General features: G+C 43.8%; 16 protein-coding genes. 4 read left to right on the plus strand and 12 right to left on the minus strand.

The features are described from left to right. The first annotated feature begins 45 nt into the window (after positions 1–45). Both comA and ACMX2I_RS05480 read left to right on the plus strand, forming a co-directional pair. Positions 46–690 carry a two-component system response regulator ComA gene (gene comA, locus ACMX2I_RS05475; RefSeq protein WP_202328144.1) on the plus strand — a complete coding sequence of 215 codons (645 nt, stop codon included), beginning with the start codon at positions 46–48 and terminating at the stop codon, positions 688–690. Between the two features lie 18 nt (positions 691–708). Further along, the gene (locus tag ACMX2I_RS05480) at positions 709–1089 is read left to right on the plus strand and encodes a hotdog fold thioesterase (RefSeq protein ID WP_253268529.1); all 381 of its coding nucleotides are present in this window, start codon (positions 709–711) and stop codon (positions 1087–1089) included. Positions 1090–1128: 39 nt separating this feature from the next. On the opposite strand, the gene mnhG is transcribed toward ACMX2I_RS05480, so the two are convergent. Genes mnhG through ACMX2I_RS05515 form a run of 7 tightly spaced genes read right to left on the minus strand, consistent with a single transcriptional unit; the run spans position 1129 to position 6897 of the window. After that, complete coding sequence (gene mnhG, locus ACMX2I_RS05485; protein WP_087993405.1) at positions 1129–1503, minus strand: monovalent cation/H(+) antiporter subunit G; 375 nt, start codon at positions 1501–1503, stop codon at positions 1129–1131. Beyond that, complete coding sequence (locus tag ACMX2I_RS05490; RefSeq protein WP_087993404.1) at positions 1487–1771, minus strand: Na(+)/H(+) antiporter subunit F1; 285 nt, start codon at positions 1769–1771, stop codon at positions 1487–1489. The genes mnhG and ACMX2I_RS05490 overlap by 17 nt, the downstream gene beginning before the upstream one ends. Next, complete coding sequence (locus ACMX2I_RS05495) at positions 1771–2247, minus strand: Na+/H+ antiporter subunit E (RefSeq protein WP_289347983.1); 477 nt, start codon at positions 2245–2247, stop codon at positions 1771–1773. The genes ACMX2I_RS05490 and ACMX2I_RS05495 overlap by 1 nt, the downstream gene beginning before the upstream one ends. Before the next feature lie 5 nt (positions 2248–2252). Further along, the gene (locus ACMX2I_RS05500; protein ID WP_414956403.1) at positions 2253–3734 is read right to left on the minus strand and encodes a Na+/H+ antiporter subunit D; all 1482 of its coding nucleotides are present in this window, start codon (positions 3732–3734) and stop codon (positions 2253–2255) included. Then, positions 3727–4068: a Na(+)/H(+) antiporter subunit C gene (locus tag ACMX2I_RS05505; RefSeq protein WP_010329900.1), complete on the minus strand. Its 342-nt coding sequence runs from the start codon at positions 4066–4068 to the stop codon at positions 3727–3729. The genes ACMX2I_RS05500 and ACMX2I_RS05505 overlap by 8 nt, the downstream gene beginning before the upstream one ends. Beyond that, on the minus strand, positions 4068–4499 hold the full coding sequence (locus ACMX2I_RS05510; RefSeq protein ID WP_414956404.1) for a Na(+)/H(+) antiporter subunit B: 432 nt from the start codon (positions 4497–4499) through the stop codon (positions 4068–4070). Before ACMX2I_RS05510 ends, ACMX2I_RS05505 begins: the two co-directional genes overlap by 1 nt. After that, positions 4492–6897: a Na+/H+ antiporter subunit A gene (locus tag ACMX2I_RS05515; RefSeq protein WP_414956405.1), complete on the minus strand. Its 2406-nt coding sequence runs from the start codon at positions 6895–6897 to the stop codon at positions 4492–4494. Before ACMX2I_RS05515 ends, ACMX2I_RS05510 begins: the two co-directional genes overlap by 8 nt. Positions 6898–7127: 230 nt before the next feature. Here ACMX2I_RS05515 and ACMX2I_RS05520 point away from each other — a divergent pair, with 230 nt between their 5' ends. Beyond that, a complete protein-coding gene (locus tag ACMX2I_RS05520; RefSeq protein WP_148963955.1) occupies positions 7128–7343 on the plus strand; it encodes a hypothetical protein in 216 nt (71 codons plus the stop codon). Positions 7344–7635: 292 nt separating this feature from the next. On the opposite strand, the gene maeN is transcribed toward ACMX2I_RS05520, so the two are convergent. From maeN to maeL, 3 genes are all read right to left on the minus strand, one after another. Beyond that, on the minus strand, positions 7636–8982 hold the full coding sequence (gene maeN / locus ACMX2I_RS05525; RefSeq protein WP_414956407.1) for a sodium/malate symporter MaeN: 1347 nt from the start codon (positions 8980–8982) through the stop codon (positions 7636–7638). A 299-nt stretch (positions 8983–9281) separates the two neighbouring features. Then, positions 9282–9989 (minus strand): two-component system response regulator MaeM, encoded by a 708-nt coding sequence (maeM, locus tag ACMX2I_RS05530; RefSeq protein WP_087993397.1) that lies wholly within the window; start codon positions 9987–9989, stop codon positions 9282–9284. After that, a complete protein-coding gene (gene maeL / locus ACMX2I_RS05535) occupies positions 9982–11583 on the minus strand; it encodes a two-component system sensor histidine kinase MaeL (protein ID WP_414956408.1) in 1602 nt (533 codons plus the stop codon). The genes maeM and maeL overlap by 8 nt, the downstream gene beginning before the upstream one ends. Before the next feature lie 177 nt (positions 11584–11760). Here maeL and ACMX2I_RS05540 point away from each other — a divergent pair, with 177 nt between their 5' ends. Then, entirely contained in the window at positions 11761–12318 is a 558-nt protein-coding gene (locus ACMX2I_RS05540; protein ID WP_087993395.1) for a YufK family protein, read from the plus strand. 17 nt (positions 12319–12335) lie between these two features. Here ACMX2I_RS05540 and ACMX2I_RS05545 read toward each other — a convergent pair whose 3' ends face one another. Together ACMX2I_RS05545 and ACMX2I_RS05550 are read right to left on the minus strand one after the other, a co-directional pair. Further along, positions 12336–12749 carry a thiol-disulfide oxidoreductase DCC family protein gene (locus tag ACMX2I_RS05545; protein WP_087993394.1) on the minus strand — a complete coding sequence of 138 codons (414 nt, stop codon included), beginning with the start codon at positions 12747–12749 and terminating at the stop codon, positions 12336–12338. A gap of 20 nt (positions 12750–12769) precedes the next feature. Further along, positions 12770–14644 carry a transglycosylase domain-containing protein gene (locus ACMX2I_RS05550; protein WP_414956409.1) on the minus strand — a complete coding sequence of 625 codons (1875 nt, stop codon included), beginning with the start codon at positions 14642–14644 and terminating at the stop codon, positions 12770–12772. Positions 14645–14713 lie beyond the last annotated feature (69 nt).

The following is a 14713-nucleotide window of genomic DNA, read 5'->3' on the forward strand; positions in this document are numbered from 1 at the left end:
GTCTTTTTTATAAAATGGAAAAGAGTGAGTAAAAGGGAGGAAAACATGAAAAAGATACTAGTGATTGATGACCATCCGGCTGTCATGGAAGGCACCAAGACAATTTTGGAAACGGATTCGAATCTGTCTGTTGATTGTCTCAGTCCTGAACCGAGCGAACAGTTTATCAAACAGCATGATTTCTCGTCATATGATCTCATTTTAATGGATCTGAATTTAGGCGGCGAGATCAATGGGATGGAGCTTTCTAAACAGATTTTACAAGAGAATCCTCATTGTAAAATTATCGTGTATACCGGTTACGAGGTTGAGGATTATTTTGAGGAAGCGATTCGTGCGGGTCTGCACGGTGCCATCAGCAAAACGGAATCTAAAGAAAAGATCACCCAATACATATACCACGTACTCAACGGAGAAATTTTAGTCGATTTTGCTTACTTTAAACAGCTGATGACTCAGCAAAAAACAAAGCCGGCTCCTTCCTCTCAAAAAGAACAAGATGTGCTCACACCCAGAGAATGCCTGATTCTTCAAGAAGTTGAAAAGGGGTTTACAAACCAAGAAATCGCAGATGCGCTTCATTTGAGCAAGCGGTCCATCGAATACAGCTTGACATCGATTTTCAATAAGCTGAATGTCGGTTCCCGAACGGAAGCGGTTTTGATTGCGAAATCAGACGGTGTACTTTAAATAAGGGAGTTGTATAGGATGGACACGAAACACACATTGCTTGAAGCGCTTGGAATTAAGATTGTTGAAAACACAGCGGAACGATGCGTTGCGGTCATGCCGGTGGATCATCGGACGGTGCAGCCGTTCGGCTATTTGCATGGAGGCGCTTCAGTGGCGCTGGCAGAGACCGCGGCGAGCGCAGGCGCGCAAAATCTGATTGATCACACAACACAAGCTTGTGTCGGTTTGGAGATTAACGCCAATCATTTGAAACCCGTCAAGGAAGGAACGGTAAAGGCGGTAGCCGAGCCGGTTCATACAGGCAGAACGACGATTGTCTATCAAATTCACATTTATGACGAGCAAGAAAGGCTGATCTGTATATCCAGATGCACGCTGGCTGTCATCAAGAAATAAAAAAACAGCCGGAACTCTGCCTGTCCGGCTGCTTATTTTTTATAAGTAAGAATCCTCTTTGCGTTTAATCACAAAGTTTCTGATTCCGTTGTAGTCATCCTGTACACTTCTCTTATCAAGCTTGACGCCAGAGTTGTACGCGGCACGGCAGATCAAGTGTCCCCCGACAGGCGACGTAATAAAGATAAACAGAATCCCGAGCAGGATTTTAGCGGAAATGTTCCCCGTCACAAACCACAAATAGAAGAAGACACCGAGCAGAATCATATTGACGCCCAACGTTGAGCCTTTAGAAGCAGCATGAGAGCGTGTAAACACATCGGGAAGGCGAAGTATCCCAAATGAAGCAACAAGGCATACAAGAGCGCCAAGCAAAATGAATACAGCCACAACGACCTTAGCGATTTCGATCATTTTCGATAATCTCTCCTTTCTCCAGGAATTTGGAAAATGCGATTGTTCCGATAAATGCTAAAATGCCCAGCAGCAAAATAATATCCAGAAACGCGTTTGTATTCAGCAAAATGGAGACAAGCGCCGTGATCGCAATCAGGTTGATGCCGATTGCATCCAGAGCCACTACCCGGTCAGGCACAGTCGGCCCTTTAATGACACGAATGACATACAAAAAGGTAGACACTGCCATAATGCCGAGCGCGAGTTGCAGGATCAGTGTAAACATCAGCGGCTCACCTCCTGTATGGCTTTTTCAAATGACTCACGAATATCAAAAATGGCTTTTTCCGCATCCTCAATATCCATCGCATGAATATAAAGTATTGTCTGGTCATCGGAAATATCCATCACCAAGGTTCCGGGCGTTAATGTAATGAGCAGGGAAAGCAGGGTAATTTCCCAATCCTTCGTCAGTTCAGTCTTAAAAGCGAAAATGCCCGGTTTGATATTCATTTTTGGCGATAAAATGGATTTCATTACACTGACGTTGGCAAGATACAGTTCCTTTAAAAAAATCAAAAAGAGTTTGATGATCGAAATCAGTTTCCATAGATAAAACTGGCGAGTAAAAAAGCGCCGGAAGAAAAACAGAGAGAGCATTCCCAGAATATAGCCTGTGATAAACCCTGCGGCGCTTGGACTATTGCTCAAGAACATCCAGCAAAAAGCGAGAAACACATTTAATAAAATTTGAAATGCCATGCGATCTACTCCTTCAAAACAGCTTCAATATATTTTTCCGGATTCAGCAATGTCTCGGCCGCTTGATCAACGTAAGGTGACACCCACTCTGTACCCAACCCGAAGAGAAGAGATAGTAAGAGAAAAAAAGCTGCCGGATAAAGAAGTCCTTTAGCTGTTTTATGATTTGGTTTCGGTGTTTCTTTTTCTTCGCCCCAAAACGCATGCATAAAGATCCTCAGTACAGAGTACAGTACGAGCAGACTCGAGAGCAGAATCAGCATGGAAATCGTAAATTCACCTTCTGCGAAGCCGCCCTCCGCAATTTTTAACTTGCCGATAAATCCGCTGAGAGGCGGGATGCCCGCGAGAGAAATCGCTGAAATGAAAAACATCCATCCGAGAAGTGGATAACGTTTGATCAGCCCGCCCATTTTGTGCAGGCTCGCTGTTCCAGTCAACGCAATCAGCGTGCCCGCCAGCATAAATAAAGCGCCTTTAATCAGCATATCGTGAATCAGATAATAAATCGCGCCTTGAATGGATGCAGGGGTATGAACTGCCACACCGAACAAAATCACGCCGACAGCTGTAATAATGTTGTAGATCACAATTTTCATGACATCCGCATAAGCGAGTGAACCGATAACACCGAAAATCACAGTCAGCGCCGCCAGCCAAATCATCAGCTGATGGGTAAAGGCTGCGTCGTGAATAAAAATTAATGTGAAAACCCTGGTAATCGCATATAAACCGACTTTTGTCAGCAAAGCGCCGAACAACGCGGAGATTGCCGCCGGAGGCGCGTAATAAGAGCCTGGAAGCCAAAAGTAGAGGGGGAAGATTCCGCCCTTCATGCCGAATACCAAAAGCAGCAGGACACCAATTACAGTGATCAGCCCGGTTTGTCCTGACTCGCTGATTTTCACACTTAGATCAGCCATGTTTAACGTTCCGGTTACAGCGTATAAATAGCCGACGCCAATGACAAACAGGGCAGACGATACGATATTAAACACAATATATTTAAGGGACTCCCGCAGCTGAATTTTTGTGCCGCCTAATACGATCAGCATATAGGAAGCGATAAGCAGAAGCTCAAAAAATACGTACATGTTAAATAAATCGCCTGTTAAAAACGCTCCGCTGACACCGGCAAGTAAAAACTGAACACCGGAGTAATAAAAGGAACGCTCCCGTTTTTCACCGACAGAACGGAAGGAATAAAGGACAACCAATAAACCGACGACCGCTGTTGTGAGAACGAGCAGGCTGGCGAACTGGTCTGCTGCCAGCACAATGCCGTACGGCGCTTTCCAGCCGCCCAAACTGAGTGTCTGGATGCCATTTGTAAAGACAGTCTGTACGAGTATGCAACTGATCACAATCCCGATTGCCGATGCCGCAGTGCTGAAGATCCGCATGAGCATAAGATTCTTCGTCATGAAAATCAGCAGAATGGCCGACAGGAGCGGGATCAGGATTGGCAAAATAACAAAATTATTCATGTTGATCATTTCCCCTCATTTGATCCATATCGTCCGTTTTCAATTCCTGATAAGCGCGGAAGGCCATGACGAGAAGGAATGATGTAACGCCAAATGAAATGACAATGGCTGTCAAAATCAGGGCTTGCGGAAGCGGATCGACAAATGATTTGACATGCTTGCTTAAAATCGGAGCGGCGCCTTCCTTTAATCCTCCCATAGTCAAAAGCATTAAATGAACGCCATGGCTCAAAAGTGCTGTTCCGATAATAACGCGAAGCAGGCTTTTCGAAAGCAGTAAATACGTGGCAGCCATAAAGATAATACCGGCTAAAACAGACATCAAGATTTCCATTATTCTTCCTCTCCAATCGTTTGAATAATGGTCATCGTAATGCCTACGACAACAAGATAAACCCCTAAATCAAATATCGTCGCCGTGGCGAGCTCCGTTTCTCCAAATATCAGCAGATGAAAGTGCCCGAATCTATGGCTTAAAAATGGAGCCCCGAATACAAAGGAACCAACGCCGGTTAATACAGCGAGCAGAAGCCCGGCTCCCGCCACGTAAATGAAATTAACCGGCAAAATCGCACGGACGGTTTTTAAATCATATGCCAGAAGCAACAGAACGATGGAAGCGGACGTGATCAGCCCGCCGACAAAGCCTCCTCCAGGCGCGTTGTGCCCTGATAAAAATAAATAGAAAGAGAAAAGCAAAATGATAAAGGATACAAGTTTTGTCACGGTTTGAAGAATTAAGTCATTTGTTTTTTGTTCATTCACCGCTTCTCCCCTCCTCTTTTACTTTTGTTTTAATCATGCTGTAGATGCCGAGAGCGGCAACGGCCAGCACCGTTATTTCAAACATTGTATCAAAGCCCCTGAAATCAACGAGGATGACGTTGACAACATTATCCCCTCCGCCGAGATCATGGCTGTGTTTTAAGAAGAAGGATGAAATGCTGTCTTTTGTCCGCTGGCTTGAAGATGCGATGCCAAGCAGGGTAACGATAATGCCGACTCCTAAAGCAATGATAAAGTTCGTCAATCGGAACGTTCTTGTTTTCCTTTTCAGCCTCAATTGCGGCAGATGGTAGAAACAAAGCAGGAACAGCGCCACAGAAATGGTTTCAATGACAAGCTGAGTCAATGCTAAGTCCGGCGCTCTGAAAATCACAAAAAACAATGCGAGCGTATAACCGACCACACCAAGAGAGATAATCGCTGTCAATCTTGAACGGGCAAAAACAGTCGCCGCTGTGGCGCTGATCATGACAAGGGTTAGAATCATTTCGTATCCGCCGATTTCAGCCATGCCTTCTGTTCTAAATGAAAATCCGCCTTTGATCATCATAGCTCCGCCCATCAGAATGATGAAACCAGCGAAGATATACAGCAAATAATCCCTTAAAAACCCGGTCATATATTGTTTAGTGACTCGGTAAGAGCCTTTTTCCATGACGGCCAGAAGCTTATCGTATAACCGATTGAGTGTCAGTTTCGAAGGAAACAGTTTATAGAATCCTTTCCACTTATTCAATGTCACATATCCAAGGATGCCGAGAATAATGATGCCGGCCGTCATTTTCAATTCTGTTGTCGGCCCATGCCATTGTGTAATGTGCACATGGAATTTCTCGTGGCTGCCCAGCAGCGTCGGATAGATTGAGTTCATCGCCGGCTCAATCAAGCTGTACGACAATATATTCGGGAAAAAGAAGAGACTGACAACCAAAGCGGCAAGAATGACAGGTGCTATGAGCATGCCCGCAGGCGCTTCGTGAGCTTGTTTTTTAAGCTGCTCAGGCTGGTAATTTCCCCTGAACGTTTTAAACAGCAATTTCATGCTGTAGATAAATGTAAAGACGCTTCCGACCCAGGCGAGAACAGGGAATAGAATGCCCCATGTCTGCACGTTGAACAGATCGAAATGTGTCACGCGAAGCATGCTTGTGAAAAACATTTCTTTACTCAAAAATCCGTTAAACGGCGGAAGGCCGGCCATTGAAAATGTCCCGATTAAGGAAATGGTAAACGTAATCGGCATAATCGCCATCAAGCCGCCGAGCTTCCGGATATCCCGTGTGCCTGTTTCGTGATCGATAATGCCGACTGCCATAAACAAGCTTCCTTTAAAGGTAGCATGGTTGATTAAATGGAAAATGGCAGCCATGGCGGCAACTGTATAATATTCTGTATGGCCGTAATGAAGAGCCGCGGCACTGGCACCAAGCATGGAGATGATCATGCCGAGCTGGCTGACGGTTGAAAACGCCAAAATCGATTTTAAATCGGTTTGTTTCACGGCTTGGAAAGAACTCCAGACCATCGTAATGAGCCCGACGAGGGAAACGATCCAAAACCATTGAGCTGAAAAGGCGAAAATAGGACTGAACCTCGCAATGATATAAATGCCGGCTTTCACCATCGTAGCTGAATGAAGATAAGCGCTGACAGGCGTCGGAGCTTCCATTGCGTCAGGCAGCCAGATATAAAAAGGGAATTGCGCGGATTTCGTAAATGCCCCTAATAAAATGAGAATCATCGCCGGAATAAACAAGTCGTGGCCGGCAATTAATTGAACTTGATGGATCATCTCTCTAATACTGAAGGAATCCGTTATTAGATAGAGGAGAATAAATCCGCCGAGCATGCACAGCCCGCCGCTGACCGTAATCAAAAGTGATTTGGCTGCGCCGTAGCGCGACTTTTCACGCTTATACCAATAGCCGATCAGCAAAAAGGATGAAAGGCTGGTAAGCTCCCAAAACATATAGAGAACCATGACATTGTCTACAAGAACGACACCAAGCATAGCGCCCATGAACATCAATAAATAGACATAAAAGGGCCCAAGCTGTTCTTTTTCTTTTGATAAATAAAAAATGCTGTAAAGAGTGACCAAAGAGCCGATGCCTGTGATCAGCAAGGCGAATAACAATCCGAGGCCGTCTATATAAACGGTGAAATTAATGCCAAGTGAAGGAATCCACTCCAATACCGACCGCAATGTTTCTCCCGATTGTGTCATCCTGATCATTGGGAGAAAGTATATAAACAGCAAGACGGGCAGGATCAACACAAACCAGCCCGTGTGCACTCTTTTTGCGTATTTTGCCAAGATGGGAATGAAAAGAGCAAATAAAAAAGGCGATAAAATAGCAAAATGTAAGAGCTGCAAAGATAAGACCTCCTTTTTCTTGTTCTCAATTAAAAAAATGCGCTATGTATCAATATACGGTCAAACGACCTAGTCCAAATTATATCGCACTTTTCTGCAAGCCGCCATGCTTCGAACTGCAAAATAGGCTTTTATGAGTTCTTTTGACCTTAAAATAAGTCTAACAAAAATAAACCTATTTGTATATTTAAAATCATTCCTGCTCAAGCTGAATGTAAGGAGCTGGTCATGTGAAGAGAAAGGTTTTGATATGTTCGGGTTTATTCTGCACAGTATTTGCGGGTGCATTCATTTTAAATCAATATGACGGGCGCAGCGGTACGGCGGCTAGTGATGAGTGGGAGCTGTATTTACTGGAGCACCACCTGTCAGCCAGAATGAGTGAGATGGAATCAAAGGATATGCCGTTTGCTCCCCGAGAGTATATTCGGATTGTGAACAGATAAAAAAAGAGTTCCGCATAGAACGGAACTCTCAGATTGTTGACAAAGTCCTAAAACGGTTTTCGTTTTAGGACTTTGTCATCTTGTCAGCGTGATTGAAAACCCTTGAAGTCTAGGAAGGGCGAGCATCGGAGCGGACTTCCGCAGGATGCGGTGACAGCGGCGTTTGAGCAGGACGCTCAGCTTTTAGCCGCTGATCTTTTCTCAAGTGAGCACCCACGCGCAGGCCTGACAACGAATGCGAGGGTTTGTCGACACGCTGACTGTTCCGCATAGAACGGAACTCTTTCTCTGTTTATGAAGTGAAAAAACGAAGCAGAACTGTCGCGCAAATGACTGTGCCTGCACCGCCGAGACGGGTGGAAATTTGGGCGAACGGCATAAGGCCCATTCTTCCTGACGCTGATAAAATCGCAACATCACCCGTTCCGCCGAGACCGCTGTGGCAGCAGGTCACGATTGCGGATTCAACCGGGTACATGTTCATCAGCTTGCCCACAAAATATCCAGAAGCAATCATTGCGACAACAACTGAAATACATATGATGACAAACGGAATAGAAATCACAGCCGCCACGTCATCTAACGGAATAAAGAGGATCCCGAGACCGACCATCAGCGGCCATGTAAAGCTGGACGAAACAAATTTATAAAGCTGGTAGGCGCCATCTTCCATTTTTTTCGGAAGAATATTCGCATACTTGACAGCCGCAGCTGAAATAATCATCAAGATCGCGCCCGGGATGAAGATGAATTTCTCCAATAACCCGCCGAAAATAAAGAATGTACACGCGAGCAGAACACCGGCTCCCATCAGTTTAAAATCAATTTTTACTTCGGCTTCTTTTTGATTGAAAATCTCATTTGCTTTTTTAGATTTGACAAGCCGTCCGTTTCCATTTAGATCTGGACGCTTATCGCCAAGCTTTTTCATTAAAGCTGCGCAGATGATCGCAAAAACGTTTCCGATAATAGCGGCAGGGACCAGCTGAGACACATACACATCAGCTGATGAACCGAGTATTTGTGAATAAGCGATCGAGAGCGGCAAAATTCCTTCACCTATTCCCCCGGCAATAATCGGTACAACGACAAAGAAAAAGGAATCATAGGCACTGTAGCCAAAAATAAATCCGACAAGAATACCGGCTGTAACCGCCGCGACCGTTCCCGCAACGAGTGGAACGAACATTCTGATAAAACCTTGTATTAAAACAGTTCTGTTCATTCCGAGAATACTTCCCACAACAAGACAAGCGATATAGAAATAAAGGAAGTTAGACGTTTTCATCAAATTGGTTACAGCGTCTAAAGATGTTGGATTCAGCACATTGTAAAAGACTAAAAATGAAGGGACAAACAAAGATAAAATAGCAGGGCCGCCAATATCCTTCAATATCGGAATGCGCTGGCCGATGTCTCCAAGAAACACACCCAGAATCATGATGATAGCAAACCCGCCAAGCATATTTGCGGGCAGCTCATTGTAATATGCTGAAAGAATAATAATAACAGCTAATACTGTGTATAATGGCAAAGGAATCACACCGATTTCCCAAGTCCATATTTTTTGAAACAGGTTTTTCTCCTGTAGGTCTTTTTGCTCAGGTGGATTTACCCCTGATTTTGGAATTGCTCCCATGTCATACACCCCCATGTATTGTTTGTTACAGTCTACAAGAAAGCGTTAACACATCATATTTTTTTAAGTTAAAAAACTGATAAACAATTAAATTAATGAGGACGTTTGGATTAGAAAAAATCCCTGAGAAGCGTCTTCCCAGGGAGAATATTTTATCGTTTTCCTTTTATGCGAGGCACGCCCGGCATTAGCCAAGCGAGAATTGTTAAGAGATCAGAGTCATAGATATGTCTTTAGAGTGAGCCGTTGCTTTTATAACGGTTTAGTTAACGGCGCTCCAGAGTGAACAGTGCGTTTTCTTATAGATATTGCTTAATTCCGTTAAAGTTTCCTGTGTTGACATTGTACTGAAACACAGGTCTTCCGATTGTTCCGTACGCCATTTCTACATTCAGAACTTGTATATCTTCAAGAAATTTCAAGTATTTTCGTATGGATACTTGAGAGATTTCTGTATGCTTTGCTAAGTCTTCTGTCGTAAAAGATTCATTTTCAAATGATTGGATACTGGACCAGATCAGATTCAGCGTGCTTTTTGTCAGGCCTTTAGGAAGCTGTACTTTTTCTGTTGCTTCTTTCTTTTGAAAAAGCTCGGCGTCCAGTTCTTTTTGGCTCATGTTGCGATGTGTTGAATAAACCTTTTGTTTGCGCCTGTAATCAGACAGGGCTGTTTGGAAACGTTCAAATTCAAACGGTTTGATTAAATAATCGACAGCGCCATAACGAAGTGTTTTCTTGATCACGTCAAGCTCGCTGGCCGCCGAGATCACAATCACGTCAACTGCTTCATTTTGTGCTCTCAGTTCCGTTAGCAGTTCCAGCCCGTTTTTACCCGGCATATAAATATCGAGCAAAATGAGGTCGATGTGATGCTCTCCTAAAATATGCAGAGCGCTTTGAAAGGAAGAGGCGATGCCTTTCAGCTGAAAGCCTTCTATTTGGCTTAAGTATCTTTTATTTAATTCACCCACCATGGGGTCATCTTCAACTATTAGTACATTAATCATGATTTTCCTCCTTCGGTTCGTACGGGACGCGAAGACTGAATGTTGTTCCTTCATTCTTTTCGCTTGTGAGAATCATTTGGCCCTTTAAATTTTCGATGCTTTGCTGTGTAAAAGAAAGGCCGAATCCCCGGTTCTTGCCCTTTGTTGAATAGCCTTGTTCAAACACTTTGGCTTGATCTTCTTCAGACATGCCTGCTCCTGTATCGGTAATTTCAATGTCCAGTATGCTGTTATGAAAACGCATGGACATGGTGATTTGTTTTTTCGGCATATTGGCAACGGCGTCCAGCCCGTTGTTGATGAGATTTCCGATGATTGTAATGAGTTCATGAATGACTGAAGGGTCTGCCGCGTTCGGGATGACTCCGCTGCATTCAATATCAAGATTTGCGCCCTGCTCCCGTATGAAGCTCTGTTTTCCGAGCAGAAAACCGGCCAGCACGGAGCTTTTGATATCATTTATAATTTCGCTTGTTTCTGACTTTTGCTGAATGGCAATATCTTTAATATAATCTTCAAGATCGTCATACTCTTTCAGCTGGACGAGACCTAATATGACATGCAATTTGTTCATAAATTCATGAGACTGCGCTCTCAGTGCGTTTGCATACATTTTAACACCGGAAAGCTGTTCAGCTAAATGTTTAACCTCGGTTTTGTCCCGGAATGTCGCAATCGCTCCGACGGTTTGTCCTTTCAGCTGGATGGGAACTTCATTAAACACAAGCTCCAGTCCGTTAATGCGGATGTCTCTGTCTTGAAGAGGTTTTTTTGTCTCAATGACCTTTTTCAGGCGGCTTTTCGGCAGAATGTCATTGACATCCTGATCGAAAGGATTTGTGTTGATGCCCATTTTCACGAATAGGCGCTTTGCTTCCGCATTGGCGAGTTTAATTTTGCCGTGTTCATCGACAGCGAGTATTCCTTCCTTCGTCGATTCCAGCATCGCACTTCGTTCTTCGAGAAGAGTCGCAATTTCATAAGGTTCAAGACCGTACATGATATTTTTCACCGTACGGGCAACGATAACAGCTCCGATCACACCGACGAAAATGCTGACGCAGATAATAAAGTAGAGCGGACGTAAGCTGTGGCTGATCACTTCATCAATTTCATTTACGGTGATGCCGACCGCGACTGCACCGACTTGTTTTCCATTCCCCGCGTAGACAGGGACGAATGCCCTCTGTGATTTCCCGAGCGTGCCAGAGGCCGTGCTGATATGAACATGTCCTTTTAATGCTTCGGATTCATCGCCGCCCATGAATTTTTTTCCGATTTTGCTCGTGTCAGGATGGGTTTTGCGAATGCCGTTCATATCCATGACGACAACAAATTCCGTGCCGGTGATTTTCTGAACCCGTTTTGTGTAGCTTTGCAGTTCCTTCTGGTTTTCTCCGCTCTCCAAAGATTCTGCTGTAATCGGCGCTTCGGCCACCATTTCAGCAGTCTGCAGTGCTGTGGTTTTCTCCTCATCTCTAATCCGTTGGGTGGTTTGGGCACCAACTGTGAAAAATGTAATGAGCAGTGCGATTAACACAACGATACAAACAAATATGGTGAGTCTGGTTTGCAATTTTAATGTTTTTTTCATATAAAACTTCCTTACGTTTTATGATTCCTGCGTACTACTTTACCCTCAAAATGCTGCTTTGTGAAGATTTAGGATCTTAATTCGTAAAAAGGAGGAAAAATGGAATAATTTATCTTGTCAATGCGTTTTAAGTCCTCCATAATAAATGAGGTAGATTATAGAAAGGGACTTTTTTATATGAAAAATACTTATTTGACAGGATACTTTCCGCTAATTGCGATCCTGCTTTTTAGTTCGTCTTTATCGATTTCCACTTCACTTTACGCGTTGAAGCTGTTGTCTTCTTTTGGAATGTATGATGGAATGCTCGACTATTTTTCAGAGAAAGGGATCAGGCTTGCGTTATTTGCCGCCTTTGCACTTTTATATTTTATGGTTCTGTCCGCTCTGAAATTAATTGCAAATACCGTGACCGAACTGTCATTGCTGTTTTTTGCTAATGATCCGGAAGGGAACAACCTGAAAACAATCAGAATGGGTTCCATGGTTTATTTAGGCGGCGGGATTTTATCCTTTGTGCTTTTGCAAAATGTCATCTGGATTGTCATCTGGTTTGCGGTCGTTACGCTTGTTTACTTTGTTTTTATCGTATACCGGATTTATCCAACGCTTTCTCTCATGTCATTAGTCGGATTCATTCTATTGGAACTGCTGTTTTGGTTTACCTTTGTTATCGGTATTCTGTTCATATTTATCAAGCTTTATAATAGCATAATGGCTAGCTTACCTGTGTAAGCTAGCCATTTTTTCGTTTATGGTAAAAATCTTTTTTTAATAGAAGGGGAGGGGAGCATACATTCATTTTTTTTGCCAAACCACTTATAGCGGTTTTTGGCAATGAAAGAATAGATCATATCTCTGACAGGCTTCGGGACTGCGAAAAACAGGACGAAGAGCCGCCATGGGCCCCGCAGATGTCTGAGAACCTTGATGGCTGCAGTTGATTTTGTGTACACTTGGCCGTCTTCAATAAAGACAAAGCTGTCAAACTGATCAGTCGGGAGCCCGCTTTTTTTCAGCAGGCTCTGACCTGTTTCCGACTGCAGCGATGTAAAAGAAATCAATCCGTCTGGATCACGTTTAATGATAAATTGCACGGCGCCATTGCATAAATTGCACACGCCGTCAAACAGCAAAACGCGATTTGGAATTTGTTCTGATGTCACGCCATATCCCCTCCGATCCTTTAATAAGCCGCTTGCAGCGTTCCTTTCCAGATGGAAAGCTGAGGACTGATGCTGTGAAGATATTCAACGCTGCTCGGTGTATCCTTTCCGACCCAGACACCCATTGTGTACGTATCTGTCAGGCCGACGAACCACATATCGTGATAATCATTTGATGTTCCTGTTTTCCCGCCAATGTAAGGCGCTTTAAAATATGCTTTTTTTCCTGTCCCGCTTTTCACAACGGAATTCATCAGTTTCTTCAACTGCATATTCGTGCGAACGCTGAATATTTGAGTCGGTTTCTCATTCCATTTATAAAGCGTTTTTCCTTTTAAGTCTGTCACCTTTGTAATCGCATGGCTCGGCGTATAGCTTCCGCTGTTGCCGAATGTCGTATACGCCCTTGTCATCTCAAGAGGCGTCATTCCGTTTGTAAACCCGCCAAGCGCCGCCGGAAGAAGGTAGTCGCTGTCGACAAGTTTGGCGAAATGGTACGGCTCGATATAACTGAATGCTTTTTGGATGCCCACACGATCCAGCATTCTAATGGCCGGTGTATTGTATGAATTTTTAAACGCAGTATCGATCGTCACTGTGCCGTACGTGCGGTTATTGTAGTTTTGCGGACAATAATCTCTGCTGCAAAACTTGCTGGCATCAATGGAGCTGCTTGCTGTCGCGCCGGTCTGTTCAATATAAGGCCCGTAATCAAGCAGCGGCTTAATCGATGAACCTGGCTGTCTGTATGCCTGATAGGCGCGGTTAAAATCATATTTTTGATAGTTTTTCCCGCCGGATAGAGCGATGATTTGATGCGTCTGGTGATTAATCACAGCCGCTCCGCCCTGAACGTTTGCATACGGGAGTTTGGAATTCATTTGTGCCACCACTTGATTTTGCATGTACGGATCAAGTGCGGTATAAATTTTTACGCCGTCTTTCATCAGTGTACTGACTTTTGCGGAGAGCTCGTTTTCTATCTTTTCTTTTTGTTTCCCTGACGCTTTTTGAAGCCGTTTATCAAAGCCTTCTGATTCAGACACTAGCTGAGTGAATTCATCACTGACGTAAGAAACGTAGTCCGGATATTTGTCTTCTCTCTTTTCAACATCCAGTTTGATTTTTTGTTTGACGGCTTTTTTGAGCTCTTTATCCGTAATGACCCCGGCATCTTTTAACCCTTTAAGCAAACGTTCTTGACGGCTTTTCGTGTAGTCAAAATGCTTGAGAGGATCATATAATGTAGGGTTATTAGGTATAGAGCAGATAAAAGCCATTTCACCTACTGTGAGAGACTTGAGCGGTTTGCTGAAATAGAATTCAGCCGCTGAACCGACGCCGTAAACCCCATTGTTGAAATAAATGGTATTTAAGTAAGCTTCAAGTATTTCATTTTTCGTATACTTTTTCTCTAGCTGATAGGAATACGCGAGCTCAGTCAGCTTGCGGCTGAAGGAGCGTTCGTGGCTCAAATACAAGTTTCTTGAAAGCTGCTGCGTGATGGTGCTGGCGCCTTGGTCAATTTTCTTGTCTTTTACATTAGAAGCGGTTGCCCGCACCATTCCCATAAAGTCAAAGCCTTTATGCTCGTAAAAATGCCGGTCCTCAGACGTTAAGAAAATCTGTTTGACTTCCTCGGGAATCTTGTCAAATGGAACGAGCACGCGGTTTTCATGATCGCTGACAATTTCCGAGACAAGGGAGCCGTCCCTGTCATACATGTAGCTGTTCTGAACGAGGCTGATATCTTTCAGATTAATATTTTTATCAAGCACCTGATCCAGGGACTTCATTTGTTTTACTTCTTTTCCGGAAGCGATAACTGTAAATGCAAACAATGGGATTATGCAAAGGAGCAAAATCCATCCGATTATTTTTCGTAACATGGTCACTCTCTTTTCTCCTAAATTCTAGCCATATCGTACCATTCTTTTGAGTTTACGAGAAGGTTAAATTTAGAA

Source organism: Bacillus sp. SW14, from assembly GCF_047608225.1.
GTDB lineage: Bacteria > Bacillota > Bacilli > Bacillales > Bacillaceae > Bacillus > Bacillus subtilis_G.